The 16601-nt window shown below is 73.6% G+C and carries 16 protein-coding genes and 1 pseudogene; 10 read left to right on the top strand and 7 right to left on the bottom strand.

Annotated features, from left to right (window positions below; all coding sequences use genetic code 11):
• The first annotated feature begins 678 nt into the window (after positions 1-678).
• A pseudogene (locus tag Ae331Ps2_RS05910) lies at positions 679-1252 on the top strand (sigma-70 family RNA polymerase sigma factor).
• Entirely contained in the window at positions 1245-2432 is a 1188-nt protein-coding gene (locus Ae331Ps2_RS05905; protein WP_075310197.1) for an anti-sigma-D factor RsdA, read from the top strand. Before Ae331Ps2_RS05910 ends, Ae331Ps2_RS05905 begins: the two are co-directional and overlap by 8 nt.
• Before the next feature lie 100 nt (positions 2433-2532).
• On the opposite strand, the gene Ae331Ps2_RS05900 is transcribed toward Ae331Ps2_RS05905, so the two are convergent.
• A complete protein-coding gene (locus Ae331Ps2_RS05900; RefSeq protein ID WP_083696187.1) occupies positions 2533-2940 on the bottom strand; it encodes a DUF5319 domain-containing protein in 408 nt (135 codons plus the stop codon).
• Positions 2941-3089: 149 nt separating this feature from the next.
• Between Ae331Ps2_RS05900 and guaB the strand changes: the two genes are divergently transcribed.
• The gene (gene guaB, locus Ae331Ps2_RS05895) at positions 3090-4601 is read left to right on the top strand and encodes an IMP dehydrogenase (RefSeq protein ID WP_020622332.1); all 1512 of its coding nucleotides are present in this window, start codon (positions 3090-3092) and stop codon (positions 4599-4601) included.
• Positions 4602-4651: 50 nt separating this feature from the next.
• Positions 4652-5776, top strand: a complete 1125-nt coding sequence (locus Ae331Ps2_RS05890) for a GuaB3 family IMP dehydrogenase-related protein (RefSeq protein WP_075310199.1) — start codon at positions 4652-4654, stop codon at positions 5774-5776.
• A gap of 91 nt (positions 5777-5867) precedes the next feature.
• On the opposite strand, the gene Ae331Ps2_RS05885 is transcribed toward Ae331Ps2_RS05890, so the two are convergent.
• The 3 genes from Ae331Ps2_RS05885 to Ae331Ps2_RS05875 form a co-directional block, all read right to left on the bottom strand.
• Positions 5868-6965 carry a Fic family protein gene (locus Ae331Ps2_RS05885; RefSeq protein ID WP_212567604.1) on the bottom strand — a complete coding sequence of 366 codons (1098 nt, stop codon included), beginning with the start codon at positions 6963-6965 and terminating at the stop codon, positions 5868-5870.
• Positions 6966-7130: 165 nt separating this feature from the next.
• Positions 7131-7508 carry an NUDIX hydrolase gene (locus Ae331Ps2_RS05880; RefSeq protein ID WP_075310200.1) on the bottom strand — a complete coding sequence of 126 codons (378 nt, stop codon included), beginning with the start codon at positions 7506-7508 and terminating at the stop codon, positions 7131-7133.
• A 138-nt stretch (positions 7509-7646) separates the two neighbouring features.
• Complete coding sequence (locus Ae331Ps2_RS05875) at positions 7647-8135, bottom strand: FBP domain-containing protein (RefSeq protein ID WP_075310201.1); 489 nt, start codon at positions 8133-8135, stop codon at positions 7647-7649.
• Between the two features lie 99 nt (positions 8136-8234).
• Here Ae331Ps2_RS05875 and Ae331Ps2_RS05870 point away from each other — a divergent pair, with 99 nt between their 5' ends.
• The gene (locus Ae331Ps2_RS05870) at positions 8235-8669 is read left to right on the top strand and encodes a hypothetical protein (RefSeq protein ID WP_020622337.1); all 435 of its coding nucleotides are present in this window, start codon (positions 8235-8237) and stop codon (positions 8667-8669) included.
• 3 nt (positions 8670-8672) lie between these two features.
• Here the strand turns inward: Ae331Ps2_RS05870 and Ae331Ps2_RS05865 are convergent, their stop codons facing one another.
• Positions 8673-9521, bottom strand: coding sequence for a hypothetical protein (locus Ae331Ps2_RS05865; RefSeq protein ID WP_075310203.1), 849 nt, complete (start codon positions 9519-9521; stop codon positions 8673-8675).
• A gap of 179 nt (positions 9522-9700) precedes the next feature.
• Between Ae331Ps2_RS05865 and guaA the strand changes: the two genes are divergently transcribed.
• The 3 genes from guaA (at position 9701) to Ae331Ps2_RS31825 (ending at position 12840) form a co-directional block, all read left to right on the top strand.
• Positions 9701-11251 carry a glutamine-hydrolyzing GMP synthase gene (guaA, locus tag Ae331Ps2_RS05860; protein ID WP_075310204.1) on the top strand — a complete coding sequence of 517 codons (1551 nt, stop codon included), beginning with the start codon at positions 9701-9703 and terminating at the stop codon, positions 11249-11251.
• Between the two features lie 225 nt (positions 11252-11476).
• Entirely contained in the window at positions 11477-12676 is a 1200-nt protein-coding gene (locus Ae331Ps2_RS05855; protein WP_075310206.1) for an IS701 family transposase, read from the top strand.
• Positions 12673-12840 (top strand): hypothetical protein, encoded by a 168-nt coding sequence (locus tag Ae331Ps2_RS31825; protein WP_170917006.1) that lies wholly within the window; start codon positions 12673-12675, stop codon positions 12838-12840. Before Ae331Ps2_RS05855 ends, Ae331Ps2_RS31825 begins: the two co-directional genes overlap by 4 nt.
• Positions 12841-12858: 18 nt before the next feature.
• Here the strand turns inward: Ae331Ps2_RS31825 and Ae331Ps2_RS05850 are convergent, their stop codons facing one another.
• Entirely contained in the window at positions 12859-13065 is a 207-nt protein-coding gene (locus Ae331Ps2_RS05850) for a hypothetical protein (RefSeq protein ID WP_020626386.1), read from the bottom strand.
• Positions 13058-14299 (bottom strand): PspC domain-containing protein, encoded by a 1242-nt coding sequence (locus tag Ae331Ps2_RS05845; protein ID WP_075310210.1) that lies wholly within the window; start codon positions 14297-14299, stop codon positions 13058-13060. Before Ae331Ps2_RS05845 ends, Ae331Ps2_RS05850 begins: the two co-directional genes overlap by 8 nt.
• 214 nt (positions 14300-14513) lie before the next feature.
• On the opposite strand from Ae331Ps2_RS05845, the gene Ae331Ps2_RS05840 reads away from it, so the two are divergent.
• Both Ae331Ps2_RS05840 and Ae331Ps2_RS05835 read left to right on the top strand, forming a co-directional pair.
• Positions 14514-15833, top strand: a complete 1320-nt coding sequence (locus Ae331Ps2_RS05840) for a PspC domain-containing protein (RefSeq protein ID WP_075310212.1) — start codon at positions 14514-14516, stop codon at positions 15831-15833.
• On the top strand, positions 15830-16537 hold the full coding sequence (locus tag Ae331Ps2_RS05835) for a response regulator transcription factor (protein ID WP_020623003.1): 708 nt from the start codon (positions 15830-15832) through the stop codon (positions 16535-16537). Before Ae331Ps2_RS05840 ends, Ae331Ps2_RS05835 begins: the two co-directional genes overlap by 4 nt.
• Positions 16538-16601 lie beyond the last annotated feature (64 nt).

Below are 16601 nucleotides of genomic sequence, written 5' to 3'. Positions count from 1 at the left end.
CCGGGACATCGCGCCCGGGTCGTCCGCACCGACCGGCTCCGGCCGGTCCGCCGCCCCGCCGACGGGACGCCGGTCGTGCTCCCCGCGACCGGACCCCGCCGAATCCCACGACCGGGACGCCCGCCCGGCAGGTGACCGACCCCCGCCGGCGTGTGACGGTCCCCGCCGGGCACGCGGGCGGCCCCGGGCCGAGGGCGACGACGGATGCGCCGGACGTCGTAACGGCGGCCTCCGATCGGCCCTCGCTCGGCGAGCGGTCGACGGGACGCCGGGAACTGTCACCCGGTGTCCCCCACGTCCCTGGGATCACACGCGTCACCGCAGTCCCGCGACCTCGACGACGACCGTCCGGATCCCGCGCCGAACCGGACGCGACCCGCGCCGGGCGGTCCACCGCCGGTGATCGGACGCGGACGATCTTCACTGCGTCCGGTGACCGCATTCTGCGGTGGGTGACGAACCGCTTGCCGACCGTGGTCGCCCCGTGGACGTGTTGCGGACGGGCCCCGCGCAACCCGGAACTGTGCACGATCGTCTGATCTGGCATGGAGCGACTCCCGTCGGCGAGTCCCGCTCGGATACGGTGGATCCGAGCCGATCTCACCTGCGCGAACGCGGGTTGCTTCCACGATCGGATGACACTGCTGGATGCTCGTAACGCCTGGGCGGTTCCCCACGATGAGTGAATCAAGAGACGTTCCCGACGAGTGGATCGAAGCCGCCATGGCCGGCGACCGGTCCGCGGTCGAGCGCGTTCTCGCCATGATTCGGCCCCTCGTCGTGCGCTACTGCCGCGCCCGACTCGGGACCGACCGAGGGTCCGTCTCGGCGGACGACGTCGCCCAGGAGGTCTGCGTGGCCGTGCTCACGGCGTTGCCGGGGTACCGGGTGCAAGCGCCCGTTCCTCGCCTTCGTCTACGGCATCGCGTCCCACAAGGTCATCGACGCGCACCGGGCTGCGTCCCGGAACCGCTCCGAACCGATGGCCGACGTGCCGGACCGCATGGAGTCCTCCGACGGCCCCGAGTCCCGGGCCCTGCAGGTGGAACTGTCGCAGGAGATGTCCAAGCTCCTGGAGATCCTTCCGGAGAAGCATCGGGAGATCATCGTGTTGCGCGTGGTCGTGGGACTGTCCGCGGAGGAGACCGCGGCGGCTGTCGGCTCCACTCCGGGCGCCGTCCGCGTCGCCCAGCACCGGGCGCTGGCCCGGCTGAGGAAGATGATGAGTGAGCAGGTGGTCCGGGATGCGTGACCAGGGTCCGCACGGTCCGGGCTTCCCCCCACCCGGTGAGGGCTGGGAGCGTCCGCCCGCGCCGGTGACGCGTGGCCGCTTCGGCGAGCCCCGCCCGCCCCGCACCAACGGCCACTCCCACCCGCTCGGTCACCGGGGCCACCCGCTGCCGTTCGACGCGCACACCGTCCCGCAGCCGGTCGTGCGGCGGCACGCCGCCCGCGGCGACGACTGGGACGCCTTCGACGACATCGAGGACGAGGGCCCGGTCGACCTCGTCGAGCTCCAGGCCGACGACGAGCTGATCAACGCCCTGTCCTCCGGGCTCGGCGTGTCCGGGCCAGGCCGGCGCGGCTACGACGTCGACGACCACCTGGCCGCGATGCTCTCGTCGTGGAAGGACGGGGTGGACCGGGACCCGATCCCGCAGCTCGTCGACACCGACGAGGCCGTCCAGATCCTGCAGTCGGCGAAGCCGTCGCGGAAGGTCTCCTTCCTGCGCCCGCTCGTCGCCGCTGCGGCGGTCGCGGCGTGTGCGCTGGCCGTCGTGTCGATCAGCGCGCACGAGGCCCAGCCGGGCGACGCCCTGTGGGGGGTCTCCCGGGTGCTCTACAGCGAGCGCGCCGAGCAGGTGCAGGCGGCGGCCACGCTGCGCGAGGGCATCGAGCGGGTCAACGCCAAGCTCGCCGCCGGGGACACCGTCGGTGCGCAGCAGGAGCTCGCCGCGCTCGGCCCGCTGGTCGACCGCACCGCACCGGACGTGCGCGACGACTTCGAGCAGCAGAACCGCTTCCTGAGCCAGAAGGTCGCCGAGACCCCGCCGGGCACACCCACCGACCCGCGGTCGCCGCTGCGCGACGGGACCCCTGCCCCGCCGCCTCCGGTCACCGAGGGCGACGAGGACACCCCGACGCCGTCCCCGCCGCCGTCGGAGGGGACGACCACCCCGGGTGGTCCGACCTCGCCGGAGGGCACCACCGACCCGTCGGTGCTGAGCGGGCCGGGGGAGACGGCACCCACCCCGGCGCCGTCGCCGTCGGAGACCTCGCCGACGACGGAGGGCCAGGCGGACCCGACGACCCCGACGACCTCGCCCACGACCCGGCCCACCGCAGCCGGGGAGGGGCAGAGCGACCCGGCGGACGACACCACCCCGCCGTCGTCGACGACGACCGGCGCGGTGAGCAGCAGGCCGAACTGACGCCGAACCGACGCGATGACGCGGTACGGCACCGAGCACGGCGAAGGGCCCCGGAGGATCTCCTCCGGGGCCCTTCGTGTCTGGTGGGGTCGCGCCGGGCTCAGTCGGCGAGGGTCGCGTCGGCGTACCCGCGGCAGTACTCCCACGTGACGTAGTGCGCCGGGTCCGGGTCGTAGGCCGGCTCGTGCGGCCGCATCCGGCCCTCGTCGAGGAGCTGCTGCAGGCTCGCGCGCAGCAGGTTCCACTCGTGGAAGTGCTGCTCGCCGCAGTCGGCGCAGTCGACGACGATCCCGCGGACGCCGCGGCCCGCCAGCAGTGCCTGGTAGACGGCCAGGTCCGCCAGGTCGGCGAGGATCTCGCCGCGGTCGGTCTCGTTCAACGGGGTTACCTCCGGGTCACCGGAACCCGGCCACGCGCCGTCACCACGGTCGTCGTAGGCCTGCATCGACAGCGCAGGATCATCCGGGTCTCCGGCGAACGGGTCCGGTGGCAGCGCCTCTGGTGACACGGTGTACACGGTACCGGTGCGGGGGGTCGGGGCCCGGCCCACCCCGGGGTGGTGGACGTACGATGGCGGCCTGCGGCGGGAGCCCGCCGTCAGCGTCGACCGCACCGCCTCGACAACACTGCTTCGACCGCTAGAGGAGCCCCGGAGAGATGACGAGCGAGATGGGCGGCCTGCCGGACAAGTTCGCGATGCTCGGGCTGACCTTCGACGACGTGCTGCTGCTGCCCGCCGAGTCGGACGTGATCCCCAGCTCGGCCGACACCTCCAGCCAAGTGACCCGCCGGGTGCGGGTCCAGGTGCCGCTGGTGTCGTCCCCGATGGACACGGTCACCGAGTCCCGGATGGCGATCGCGATGGCCCGCGCCGGTGGTCTCGGGGTGTTGCACCGCAACCTCTCCCCGGACGCGCAGGCGGCGCAGGTCGAGGTGGTGAAGCGGTCCGAGGCCGGCATGGTCACCGATCCGGTGACCTGCAGCCCGGACGCGACCCTGGCCGACGTCGACGCGTTGTGCGCCAAGTTCCGGATCTCCGGCGTGCCGGTGACCGACGAGACCGGCCGCCTGGTCGGCATCATCACCAACCGCGACATGCGCTACGAGGTCGACACCGACCGGCCCGTGTCGGAGGTCATGACCCGCGCGCCCCTGGTGACGGCCAAGGTCGGCGTCACCGCGGAGGCGGCGCTGGGCCTGCTGCGCCGGCACAAGCTGGAGAAGCTGCCGATCGTCGACGGCGACGACATGCTGCGCGGCCTCATCACGATCAAGGACTTCAACAAGACCGAGCAGTACCCGCTGGCGACCAAGGACCCGGACGGGCGGCTCGTCGTCGCCGCCGCGGTCGGGGTCGGCGACGACGCCTACGCCCGCTCGATGCAGCTCGTCGAGGCCGGTGTGGACGTCCTGATGGTCGACACCGCGCACGGTCACTCCCGTCGGGTGCTGGAGACCGTCGCGAAGCTGCGCGCCGAGGTCGGCGACCACGTCGACGTCGTCGGCGGCAACGTCGCCACCTTCGACGGCGCCAAGGCGCTCGTCGAGGCGGGCGCGGACGCGGTGAAGGTCGGCGTCGGGCCGGGCTCGATCTGCACCACCCGGGTCGTCGCCGGGGTCGGGGCCCCGCAGATCACCGCGATCTACGAGGCCACCCGGGCGTGCGCCCCGGCCGGCGTCCCGGTGATCGGCGACGGCGGCATCCAGTACTCCGGCGACGTCGCCAAGGCGATCGCGGCCGGCGCGTCGACGGTCATGCTGGGCTCGCTTCTGGCCGGCACCGCGGAGTCGCCCGGCGAGGTCGTGCTCGTCGGCGGCAAGCAGTTCAAGACCTACCGCGGCATGGGCTCGCTGGGCGCCATGCAGGGCCGCGCCGGCGCGGCGGGCCGGTCGTACTCGAAGGACCGCTACGCCCAGGACGACGTGCTCAGCGAGGACAAGCTCGTCCCCGAGGGCATCGAGGGCCGGATCCCGTTCCGCGGGCCGCTGTCCTCGGTCGTGCACCAGCTCGGCGGCGGGCTGCGCTCGGGCATGGGCTACGTCGGCGCGCAGACCATCCCGGACCTGCAGCAGGCGCGCCTGGTGCGGATCACCGCGGCCGGTCTCAAGGAGAGCCACCCGCACGACATCACGATGACCGTCGAGGCCCCCAACTACGCCGCGCGGTAGTCACGGGGGCCCCAGCACCGCTCTGAGCAGCGCCGCTTAGGGTGGTGCCCGTGCGTGACCTCGTGGAGATCGGGATGGGCCGGGAGGCCCGTCGTGCCTACGACCTCGACCAGATCGAGATCGTCCCGTCGCGGCGGACCCGCAGCTCGAAGGCCGTCTCGACGGCCTGGCAGCTCGACGCCTACCGCTTCGACATCCCGCTGCTGACCCACCCCACCGACGCGGTGGTGTCGCCGGACTCGGCGGTGCGGATCAGTGAGCTCGGCGGTCTGGGGGTGCTGAACGCGGAGGGTCTGTGGGCCCGGCACGCCGACCCGAAGGGCGCCCTGGAGCGCATCGTCGCGGCGGCCACCGGCGACGAGCCGGACTCCGCGGTCGCCCTGCTGCAGGAGCTGCACCAGGCCCCGATCCAGCAGGACCTCATCACCGAGGCACTGCGCCCGCTGCGCGACAGCTCGCACACCGTGGCGGCGCGGGTCAGCCCGCAGCGCGCCCGCGAGCTCACCCCGGCGCTGCTCGCCGCGGGCGTCGAGATCCTCGTCGTGCAGGGCACGATCGTCTCCGCCGAGCACGTCTCGGACGGCGAGCCGCTGAACCTGAAGGACTTCATCGCCGACCTGGACGTCCCGGTCGTCGCCGGTGGTGTCGGGGACTACCGCACCGCGCTGCACCTGATGCGCACCGGCGCCGCCGGCGTGATCGTCGGGTACGGGCAGGCCACCTCGACCACCACTGACGAGGTGCTGGGGGTCGGCGTCCCGATGGCGACCGCGATCGTCGACGCCGCGGCTGCCCGTCGTGACTACCTCGACGAGACCGGCGGCCGGTACGTGCACGTGATCGCCGACGGCGGCATCGGCACCTCGGGTGACATCGCGCGTGCCGTGGCCTGCGGCGCCGACGCGGTCATGCTCGGCGAGCAGCTCGCCGAGGCCGCGGAGTCCCCGGCCGGCGGGCTCTACTGGACCTCCTCGGCGGCGCACCCGTCGCTGCCGCGGTCGGAGGTGACCGGGCTCGCCCGGTCCGGCCGGTCCCTGGAGCAGGTGCTGTTCGGGCCGACCGACAGCCCGTACGGCACCACGAACCTGTTCGGCGCGCTGCGCCGGGCGATGGCGAAGACCGGCTACTCCGACCTCAAGGAGTTCCAGCGGGTCGGGTTGAACCTGCGGACCTGAGCCGGCCCCCCGAGCCGTAGTTCCGCCGTCCGGCGGGACCACGAGCTGGTGGTCGTCGTCGCCGGTCAGCGCTCGCACTCTTCGTGCTCTGTCACTCAGGGCGAGTCAACACACTCAGGAACTCGTGGTTGACGAAGAGGGTCTCTCGACCGGCCTTGACGTCGTGGAGAAGGCCTGCCTCGACCAGGGCGTGCAGCCAGGTGGAAGCGGTCTGGCGCGATACGTCACACCGGCGTGCGACAGTGCTGATGCGGCAGTAGGGCTGTTCGAACAGCACGGCCAGGAACTGCGCGTCCCGTCCACCCGAGGTGGCAGCGCGAGCTCGCTCGGCGATGTCCTCCTGGCACGTGCGGATGGCTCCGATCTTTCGCGTCGTCGACACAGCGGACTCGCGGACGACGTCGAGCATGTAGAGGACCCACTCGATCCAGGCGCCGTCCTCTGTCACGGCTCGCAGGAGTCGGTAGTAGTCGTTCTTGCGGGCGATGATGGCGCGTGAGAGGTAGAGGATCGGGTCGTTCAACAGACCAGCCTCGATGAGCATCAGGATGTTGATGACGCGGCCGGTACGACCGTTGCCGTCGTGGAAGGGGTGGATGGCCTCGAACTGATAGTGGCCCACCGCCATGCGCACCAGTGGATCGAGATCGTCGTCAGCGTGGACGAAGCGTTCCCAAGCCGAGAGCTTGTCGCGAATGAGGTCCGCACCCTCGGGCGGTGCGTACACGACTCGCCGTGTGGCCGGGTTGGCGATGCGCGTGCCGGGCACCGCACGAACGTCTATCTCCCGGCCCTGCAACTCGGAGCAGATTCGAGCTGCTGTCACAGACGTGAGCGGCCGGTCCCTGATCGACTCGACCCCTGCGAACAGCGCGCTGCGGTAGCGCAGTGCCTCCGTGGTGGCATGATCTCCCCCGCCGGAGTCGACGTGCTTGAACAGCTCATCGGCCGTGGTCACGATGTTCTCGATCTCGGAGCTGGCCTGCGCCTCGAGTAGCGGGACAGCATGGAGCAGGATGTTCGGGTTCGGCAGGAACTGGCCGGCCTGGGCGAGTGTCGCCAGCGCTGTTCGGGCTTCGATGGTCGCTTTGAGCACGGGCTTCGGCTCGAGGTCCAGTCCGGCCGGCGGCAGCGGGGGCAGATCGTTGAAGGAACGTCGGGGCTCCAGGGCACGCGTCGACTCCTTCACCTCATCCGTTCCACACGTTAAAAAATTCGGATGAACCTAACACGTTGGCCGGACGTGTCAGGTCTCGTGACACGTCCACGCCACGCCTTGCCCGACTGATCCTGGTCGCGTCCCACGGCTCTCGGCCTCCGAGCCGTTCTTCGTGTCGTCGGGGCGACCGGCCGCTCACTCCTCCCCGAGGTACTCGCGGACCGGGCCGAACAGATCCGGCATCAGCTCGCTCAGCTCGACCGGGGACACCCACCGAACCTCGGCCAGCTCTTCCGGCGCCGCGACCGGCTCGACCTCGCCGACGGGGCGACACGCAACGTAGACCATCAGCCGTCCGGTCCGCGGGTGGCGACGGCGCCCGATCTCAGTGACGACGTCGACCACGAGGCCCGTCTCTTCGGCCGTCTCCCGCACGGCGGCCGCGGCAGGGGTCTCGCCCTGCTCGACCTTTCCGCCTGCGAACACCCACAGCGGGATGCCATCAGCCCGGCGGCCGACCAGGACGCCGTGCGGGCCACGAACCACCGCGACTGCAATCAGCTGCTGATCCACCGGTCGAGTAGATCAGCACCACCACGCGCGGGCGCAGTAGCCGCCGGTCAGCGGTCGTGTCCTCTCCTCGTCGTCGTTGTCGCAGGCAGCGACGAGGGAGCCGATGACGACAAGCGATGCGAGCAGGGGAGTGCTGGGTCACCCGGTGACGGCGGCGACGAACTCCACGGCCCGCTCCCGCAGCCCGGCCCGTCGCTCGTCGACGGTCGTGCCGGGGGTGGGCTTGAGCGCGGCCGTGGCCGTCTCCACACGGACGTGCTCGGCGCAGGCGAGGTCGGCGCAGATGTAGGTGCCGACGGTGTCGCCCTGGCGTCCCTTCGCCCCGCGCCGGGGAGCGGCGAACAGCGCGACCCCGCCGGCGGTGTGGGTGGTCCGGCACAGCGCGCACATCGCGGCGGACCGGGCGCCGCCGGAGGCTGCGCGCAGGACGACACCGGCCGGGCCGTCGTCGGTCGGGACGAGCAGTACCCCGCGGTCGGGGGCCTTCGGGTCACGCCAGCCGCGGACGTCGTCGAGCCGGTCCGGGTCCAGGTCGCGGACCCACGCGGGCAGGACCAGCCGCGTCGCCTCCCCCTTGGAACAGTTGGTGAGGGCGCGGCGGATCCGGGTCTCGGTCGGGCTGGTCACGGCGGACCACGCTAGGCGCCTCCGGTGACGGCGGTCGAACGGGTTTCGCCGCGGTAGGTTCGGGGGTGACGCCGTCGTCACCCCAGGAGGAGCCCGCCGATGAGCCGCCCCACCGCCGGAGCCGCCATGGGCGGCGGACGTGCCTTCGTCGACGCGACCGGGACCCCGGTGCCGCTGCGCGGGCCGGTCGTGCGGGTGGTCGCGACCGATCCCCGGGTGGGGGAGCTGCTGCTGGAGCTGGGCGCGCAGCTGGTCGGCTGCGCGGGGACGCTCGACGGCGTCGACCCGGTCGGCGAGGACCGCAGCCCGGATCCGGAGGCGGTGCGGGCGCTGCGCCCGGACGCGATCGTCACCGGGACGGCCGGGGGCCGGTACGACCTGGCCGCCCCGGCCCTGCTCGGCCGGCTGCGCGACATCGCGCCGACCGTCGCGGTCGACCTCGGGCGACGCGCGGCGAGCGCGGCGGACCTGCGGGCGCTGCTCGGGTCGGTGCAGCCGCCGCCGCTGCGGTCGCGCGGGCGGCACGAGGAGTGAGGGTCAGCCCGCCAGGACGGCGCGGACCCGGTCGGTGACCGCGGTCAGGTCGTCGCGCACCAGGTTCGCCTGCGTGGTGAACACCGACAGCTGGGACGGGTCCAGCGCGAGCGCCCCGGAGGTCCCCGCGGTGGCGGCGGCGGCGCCGTGGTCGAGCAGCGCGGCCCAGGACGTCTGGGCGGCGGCGTCGGGCACGGCGTCGTAGGCTCGCGCGGCGTCGACGGCGGTCCGCAGCCGTCCGCAGGCGACGGCGAGCGCCACCGCGTCCTGACGGCCCGCGGCGTCGGCGACCCGGGTGAAGCCGTCGCCGATCGCGGTGAGGTGGGTGAGGCCGCCGTTGTCGCGCCACGCCGTCATCGCGACGACCGGGTCCCCGGCCCACAGGCCGGTCCCGGCGGCGGACCCGACCAGCGACGCGGCGACGGTCTGCGGCAGCGGCGGGCCCTGGGGCACCGTCGCGCCGGACGCGGTCACGGTCTGCGGGGTGGGCAGCGGCGAGGTCGCCGGCGGGGACATGATCAGCCCTGCGGCGGCGATCGCGGCGGTGCCGGTGGCGGCGGCGCAGAGGAACACCGGCAGGACCCGGGCCCGGAAAGCGCGGGCCCGGGGGACGACCGGTGCCGCGGTCTCCCGGACCGGCTCCGCGGCCACGGGCTCGTCGACGGGGGCCAGGGTGGCGGCCGCGGTGGGCGCCGCGGTGGGCGCGGCGGCCGGGCGGGTCTCCTGCTCCGGCGCGGAGCGCTGGGCGGGGACGAGAGGCGCGACGGTCGTGGTGGTGCCGTCGACGGCCGGGTCGGCGGGGGTATCGCCGGTGCTGGTGCCGGTGGTGTGGCCGGTCGGGGTGGTGGCCATCGGGGCGTGCCTCCAGGTCGTACGGTGCCGTCATCCCCCCATCGGAGCAACCGGGCCTCGCTGTTACGCCGCACGCCTGCGGCCGGGCGGGGATCATCAGGATCGACGAGACGGTGCCGGGACGGTGCCGGGGCGGTACGGACGGCGGGTGACCTGCGTCGCCCGTTTACCCTGGTCGTGTGCAGACCCCGACCGTCCTCGTCGTGGACTACGGCGCCCAGTACGCGCAGCTCATCGCCCGTCGCGTGCGCGAGGCGGACGTCTACTCCGAGATCGTGCCCGCCTCCCTGCCCGTCTCCGAGATCGTGGCCCGCGAGCCCGCCGCGGTGATCCTCTCCGGGGGACCCGCGAGCGTGTACGCCGAGGGCGCCCCCGCGGTCGACCCGGCGCTGTTCGAGGCGGGCATCCCGGTGTTCGGCATGTGCTACGGCTTCCAGGCGATGGCCCGCGCGCTGGGCGGCGAGGTCGCCCACGACGGCACCCGCGAGTACGGCCGCACCGAGGTCGCGCTCACCGGCACCCCCGGCACGCTGCACGACGGCCTGCCGCGCACGCACCCGGTGTGGATGAGCCACGGGGACTCGGTGACCGCGGCGCCGGCGGGCTTCACCGTCACCGCCTCCACCGACCGGGTCGCGGTCGCCGCGTTCGAGGACACCGAGCGGCGCCTCGCCGGCGTGCAGTACCACCCGGAGGTCGGCCACTCCCCGCACGGCCAGGAGGTGCTCCGCCGGTTCCTGCACGACGTCGCGGGCATCCGCCCGTCCTGGACGACGGCGTCGATCATCGACGACACCGTGGAGGCGATCCGCGCCCAGGTCGGCGACGGTCGCGCGATCTGCGGGCTGTCCGGCGGGGTCGACTCCGCGGTCGCCGCCGCGCTCGTCCAGCGCGCCATCGGTGACCGGCTGACCTGCGTGTTCGTCGACCACGGGCTGATGCGGTCGGGCGAGCGTGAGCAGGTCGAGAAGGACTTCGTCGCCGCCACCGGCGCGACGCTGCACGTCGCCGACGCCGCCGACCGGTTCCTCGACGCGCTCGCCGGGGTCACCGAGCCCGAGCAGAAGCGCAAGATCATCGGCCGGGAGTTCATCCGGGTCTTCGAGGCGGCCACGGCGGAGGTCGTCGCCGACCACCACGTCGGGTTCCTCGTGCAGGGGACGCTGTACCCGGACGTCGTGGAGTCCGGCGGCGGTGACGGCACCGCGGTCATCAAGAGCCACCACAACGTCGGCGGGCTGCCCGACGACATCGAGTTCGAGCTCGTCGAGCCGCTGCGCGCGCTGTTCAAGGACGAGGTCCGGATGGTCGGCGCCGAGCTGGGGCTGCCCGAGGTCATCGTCGGACGTCAGCCGTTCCCCGGACCCGGCCTGGGCATCCGCATCATCGGCGAGGTCACCCGCGACCGGCTGGAGACCCTGCGCGCCGCGGACGCGATCGCCCGCGAGGAGCTGACCGCCGCCGGGCTGGACCGCGAGATCTGGCAGTGCCCGGTGGTGCTGCTGGCCGACGTCCGCAGCGTCGGCGTGCAGGGCGACGGCCGCACGTACGGCCACCCGATCGTCCTACGTCCGGTGTCCAGCGAGGACGCGATGACCGCGGACTGGACCCGGCTGCCCTACGACGTCGTCGAGCGGATCTCGACCCGGATCACCAACGAGGTGTCCGAGGTCAACCGGGTGGTCGTCGACGTGACGAGCAAGCCCCCGGGCACCATCGAGTGGGAGTGAGCCGGGGCCCGACGTAACAGGGGCGGGGCCGATGTCTCGGCCCCGCCCCGGCCAGCCCGGGCCTGTGCGGTGTCCGACCCCCGTCGGACGCCGCTGCCACGCGGGCGGCAGCGGGTCCGGCGGCGCTCCCCAGCCCGCCGGCTCCCGTGATGACCCTTTAGTACTGCAACGGCAGTTCGGCGTGTGGTGAGAGGCTGACGGCCGTTCGGCGGTGATGATCACCGCGTGGTTGATCTTGCCGGGTGGGTGGCCTCGTTGGACGCGGTGGTGGAGCTGATCTCTGGCCGTTTCCGCAGGGTCGAGCCGCGCCGGCGGGTCGGAACCTACCTGCGAGGCCTGCTCGCGGGGCTCGAGCGGAAGAACGGCTGGACCCTCGCCGAACACGCCGGGGCGATGTCGCCGGACGGGATGCAGCGGCTGCTGCGCACCGCGGACTGGGACGTCGACGGGGTCCGCGACGACCTGCGCGGCTACGTCCTGCAACATCTCACCGACACCGCGTCGGGGGTGTTCATCGTGGACGAGACCGGGTTCATCAAGAAGGGCCTGCGTTCGGCCGGGGTGCAGCGCCAGTACACCGGCACCAGCGGGAAGATCGACAACTGTCAGCTCGGTGTGTTCCTGGCCTACGCCTCGAAGCGGGGGCGGGCGTTGATCGACCGGGAGCTCTACCTGCCGACCTCGTGGACCGAGGACCGCGAACGCTGCGAGCGCGCGGATGTCCCCGATGACGTCGAGTTCGCCACGAAACCGCAGCTGGGGACGGCGATGCTGGCCCGCACGTACGCCGCTGGGGCACTCACGTCCGGGTCGTGGGTGACCGCGGACGAGGTCTACGGGCAGAACCCGGGCTTTCGCGACTGGCTCACCGAGCGGGAGATCCCGTTCGTGTTGGCCACCCGCAATGACGACATGCTCACCAGCCCGGACGGGAATCGTCGCCCGGCCAAGGCCCTGGCCACGATCGCCGGGGCGCGTGATCTCGACACCGGGCACGACGGGTGGGAGCGCCGCGCGATCGGGCCGGGCGCGCACGGGATGCGGGTCTATGACTGGACCGCGGTTGCGCTGGCCATCGACGGCCTCCCGGCGGGTTGGGGGCACTGGCTGCTGGTGCGCCGCCAGACCGAGCCCGCAGAGGGCAAGACCATCCGTGAGCTGGCGTTCTACCGCTGCGCGGCCCCGGCGAACACGCCGCTGCGCGACCTCGTTCGAGTCGCCGGGGCGCGGTGGGCGATTGAGGAATGCTTCCAGCCCGCGAAGAACGAGGCCGGCCTCGACCACTACCAAGTCCGCTCCTACCGAGCCTGGCACGCCCACATCACCCTGGCCATGCTCACCGCGGCCTACCTCGCCGTCACCCGCGCCGCCGAACACGCACGCGAGGCCGAAAAGGGGGATCCTCAGCCAGCCGGCGCGCATTGATTCAGCTGTCGGGCAACGAGATCCGCCGTCTCCTCGCCGCGCTCGCCTTCACCCCGCTCACCTGCATCGACCACGTCATGCACTGGTCGACCTGGCGCCGTGAACGCCAACAACAGGCCCGCGACTGCCACTACCGCCGACGCGGCGAACGACCCCCGAGCTGATCAACTGCCGTTGCAGTATTAGTCGTCCGATGTGGCCCGGGAGTTACGCACGCTCGCCATCAGGAATGCGATCCCCACCACAACCGCGGTCCCGGCGAGCATCCAGCGCAGGTCGACGACCTCCCAGGGGGCGATCCCGAGGACCCCGCACACGGCCACCAGCAGCGACAGGATCCCGGCGACGAGGGCGAACGGGTCGGCGCGACGGACGAGCGAGCTATCCACGGGTGACCTCCACGGTTCCCAGCTCGGCCCGCAGGTCGAGCTCCAGCACCCGGCCACCGGGTCCGTCCGGGCCGGGGTCGTTCACGGTCAGGTCCACGTTCTGCCCGGTGCGCGTCTGTCCGTCGACGGTCAGGTCGCCGGTGCCGACCGAGCTGCGGACGCGCAGGTCGGCGTCACGCGGGACCCGGACCTGCACCACTCCCGCGCCGACCTCGGCCCGGGTGCGGACGGGTCCGGTCGCGCCGGGCGTCGCGGTGAGGTCGAGGCGGGTCAGGTCGAGCTCGACGGCGCCGGTGCCCCGCCGGTACTCCGGGGCGAGCGCGGCCACGGTCGTCGGGGCCTCGACGGTCTCCCCGATGCCACCGCGCACGGCCCATCCGTCGGGGCCGACGGCGTCGTTGAGCGGGATGGCGGCCGTGGTGACGAGCGCGAGCAGCACCGCGAAGGGCACCAGCCAGCGTCCGGCGCGTCGCAGCGCACCGACGACCAGCCCGATCCCGACGACGGCGAGCGCGGCCCCCGGGACGGCCGAGGCCGGCACCGCCCCCGGTGCGGCCAGGGCGAGCCCGCCGACCATCCCGGCGACGACCAGCGACACGGCCAGCGTGATCGGCGTCAGCGACGACCGGGGGGCCGACGGCGGACCCGGCTCCGGGCCCGGTTCGGGCAGGTCCCAGGCGAACGGGGCAACGCCGAGCGGATCCCAGGCCGGTGGTGCAGCCTGCGCCACGGTGGGGGCGTGCGGGTCCGCGACCCACGGCACCACGGGTGTGGGCGCCGCGGCGGCCTCCCGGGCCCCGGGCCGGTTCCCCCGGGTCACGTGCAGCGTGACGAGCAGCGCGACGGTGACGGCGGCGGGGATCACCCGGTCGCTGGACAGCACCAGCGGGACGGCCAGCAGCGCGGCCATGACCAGCAGCGCCACCGACAGCGCGGAGGACGGTCCGTTGCGCGGCGGGACGGGGCTGCCGGGCGGCCCGGCGTCCGGCAGGACCGCGCAGCCCGCCAGGTAGAGCGGGATTCCGGGGCCGACGATCGCCGCGACGACGAACCCCACCCGGACCAGCGTCGGGTCGATCTCGTAGCGGCGCGCGATCGCGGCGGAGACCCCGGCGAGCTTGCGGTCGTCGCGCGGACGCAGGGGCCGGGAGTCCCACATGTCGCGCAGGGTGTTCCGGGCCGTCGTTGCCGCCGACGGTGGTCGGCCGCTCCCGGGCAGCTGCGTCTCGTTCATGGCGTCGAGCCTGCCGTCCGGGCGGGCCCCGGCGTCTCGGGGACAACCCCGAGACGACCCCGGTCCCGATCCGGAGGGGATCCGGCGGGGGGCGTGTGACGATGGTGTCGTGAACAGCTCGGATCCCTCGACCGGCGCCGCAGCGTCGTCGGCGGACGCACGGCCCTCCGTGGAGCCCTCTGGGGATGCACGGTCGTCGGCGGATGCGCCGACGGTGCCGTTCTCCGATGGCGCGGCGCCCGCGCAGCCCGGCGGTCCCTGGGCCCCGCGGCCGGGGGGCCCGGTGCCGCCGAGCCCCGGAGCGCGCGTCCCGCTGGCCCGGCGCCGCTCCGGGCGGATGGTCGGCGGCGTCGCGGGCGGGGTGGCCGACCATCTCGGCGTCGACGTCCGGTGGATCCGGGCGGCCTTCGTCGCCCTGAGCCTGCTGGGCTGGGCGGGTGTGCTGGCCTACGGCCTGCTGTGGGTGTTCCTGCGGCAGGAGGCCGACGTCGTCGAGCGGACCCTGACCCGGTCCGAACGGCTGCAGGCCGCCGGGTTGCTGACGCTGGGGCTGGGGTTGTCGCTGGTCGCGGTGACCTCGGGCTCGGCGGTGCTCGGCTGGATCGCCGGCCCGTTGGGACTGGCGACGGTCGGCGCGGCCGTCGTGTGGCGGGAGGCCGACGAGGCGCAGCGACGGCAGTGGGCGCGCGACGCCCGCAGCCGTGTCGGGGCCGGCCGTGCGGTGCTGGCCCGCACCCTGCTCGGCGCCGCGCTGGTCCTGACCGGGCTGGCGGTGTTCCTGCTCGGGAACCTGGACCTGGGCCAGGTGCGGTTCGGGATCCTCGCGGCGCTGGCGACGCTGCTGGGCGTCGCGGTCCTCACCGTCCCCTGGTGGGTGCGGCTGGTGCGCGACCTCGGTGAGGAGCGGCGGGCTCGCGCGGTCGCCGCCGAGCGCGCCGAGATCGCCGCGCACCTGCACGACTCGGTGCTGCAGACCCTGGCGCTGATCCAGCGGCAGTCCGGCGACCCGCGCGAGGTGCAGCGGCTGGCCCGTGGCCAGGAACGGGAGCTGCGCGCCTGGCTCTACGGGCCCGGTGGGCGCGCCCGCGGCGGCAGCGGCAGCCCGGACGCGGCGGAGACGCTGCTGTCGGTGGCGATCACGCGCGTCGCGGGGGAGGTCGAGGACACCTACGCGGTGACCGTCGGCCCGGTGCTGGTCGGCGACGCCGAGCTCGACGACGACCTGCGTGCCCTGGTGCTGGCGGCGCGTGAGGCGATGGTGAACGCGGCGAAGCACTCGGGCACGTCCGAGGTCGACGTCTACGTGGAGGTCGAGCCCGCCTCGGCCGAGGGCCCGGGCGCCGCGGAGGTGTTCGTGCGCGACCGCGGCACCGGTTTCGATCCGGATGAGGTCTCCGATGACCGGCACGGCCTCGCGGACTCGGTGCACGCCCGGATGCGCCGCCACGGCGGTACGGTCCGGATCCGCACCGGGGCCGGCGAGGGCACGGAGGTGCGGCTGTCGATGCCGCTGAGGGAGAAGGAGACGGCATGACCACCGCCGACGACGTACAGGACACCCCGGCCGGTCCGGACGACACCGGTATCCGGGTCTACCTGGTCGACGACCACGCGTTGTTCCGCTCCGGCGTGCGCGCCGAGCTGGACCGCGGCGACGGGCGCAGTCCGGTGCTGGAGGTGGTCGGCGAGGCGGGCTCCGTCGACGAGGCGGTGGCCGGCGTTGGGCACCTCGCGCCGGACGTGGTGCTGCTCGACGTGCACATGCCCGGCGGCGGGGGCGCGGAGATCCTGCGTCGGGCGCGCGCGGCGGGCACCGAGTCGGTGTTCCTGGCGCTGTCGGTGTCCGACGCCGCCGAGGACGTGATCTCGGTGATCCGGTCCGGTGCCCGTGGCTACGTCACCAAGACGATCTCGGGCCGGGACCTCGCCGATGCCGTGCGGCGCGTGCGGGCCGGCGACGCGGTGTTCTCGCCACGTCTGGCCGGGTTCGTGCTGGACGCGTTCTCCGACCGTCCGGGCGCGGCACCGCCGGTGGACCCGGAGGTCGACCAGCTGACCAAGCGGGAGCGGGACGTGCTGCGGCTGCTGGCCCGCGGCTACGCCTACAAGGAGATCGCGAAGGAGCTGTTCATCTCGGTGAAGACGGTGGAGACCCACGTGTCGAGCGTGCTGCGCAAGACCCAGACGTCGAACCGGCACGAGCTGTCCCGCTGGGCTTCCGACAGGAGGCTCGTGTAGGTCGCGCAGCGACCGGAGCGTGCCGGAAGGAGCGTCGGCACCGGAACGGCGTACGGCCCCGGCC

Origin of the sequence: Pseudonocardia sp. Ae331_Ps2 (genome assembly GCF_001932405.1) — a bacterium.
GTDB lineage: Bacteria > Actinomycetota > Actinomycetes > Mycobacteriales > Pseudonocardiaceae > Pseudonocardia.
The sequence above is the reverse complement of the archived record's forward strand: the minus strand, read 5'-3'. Positions and strand labels throughout refer to the sequence as shown.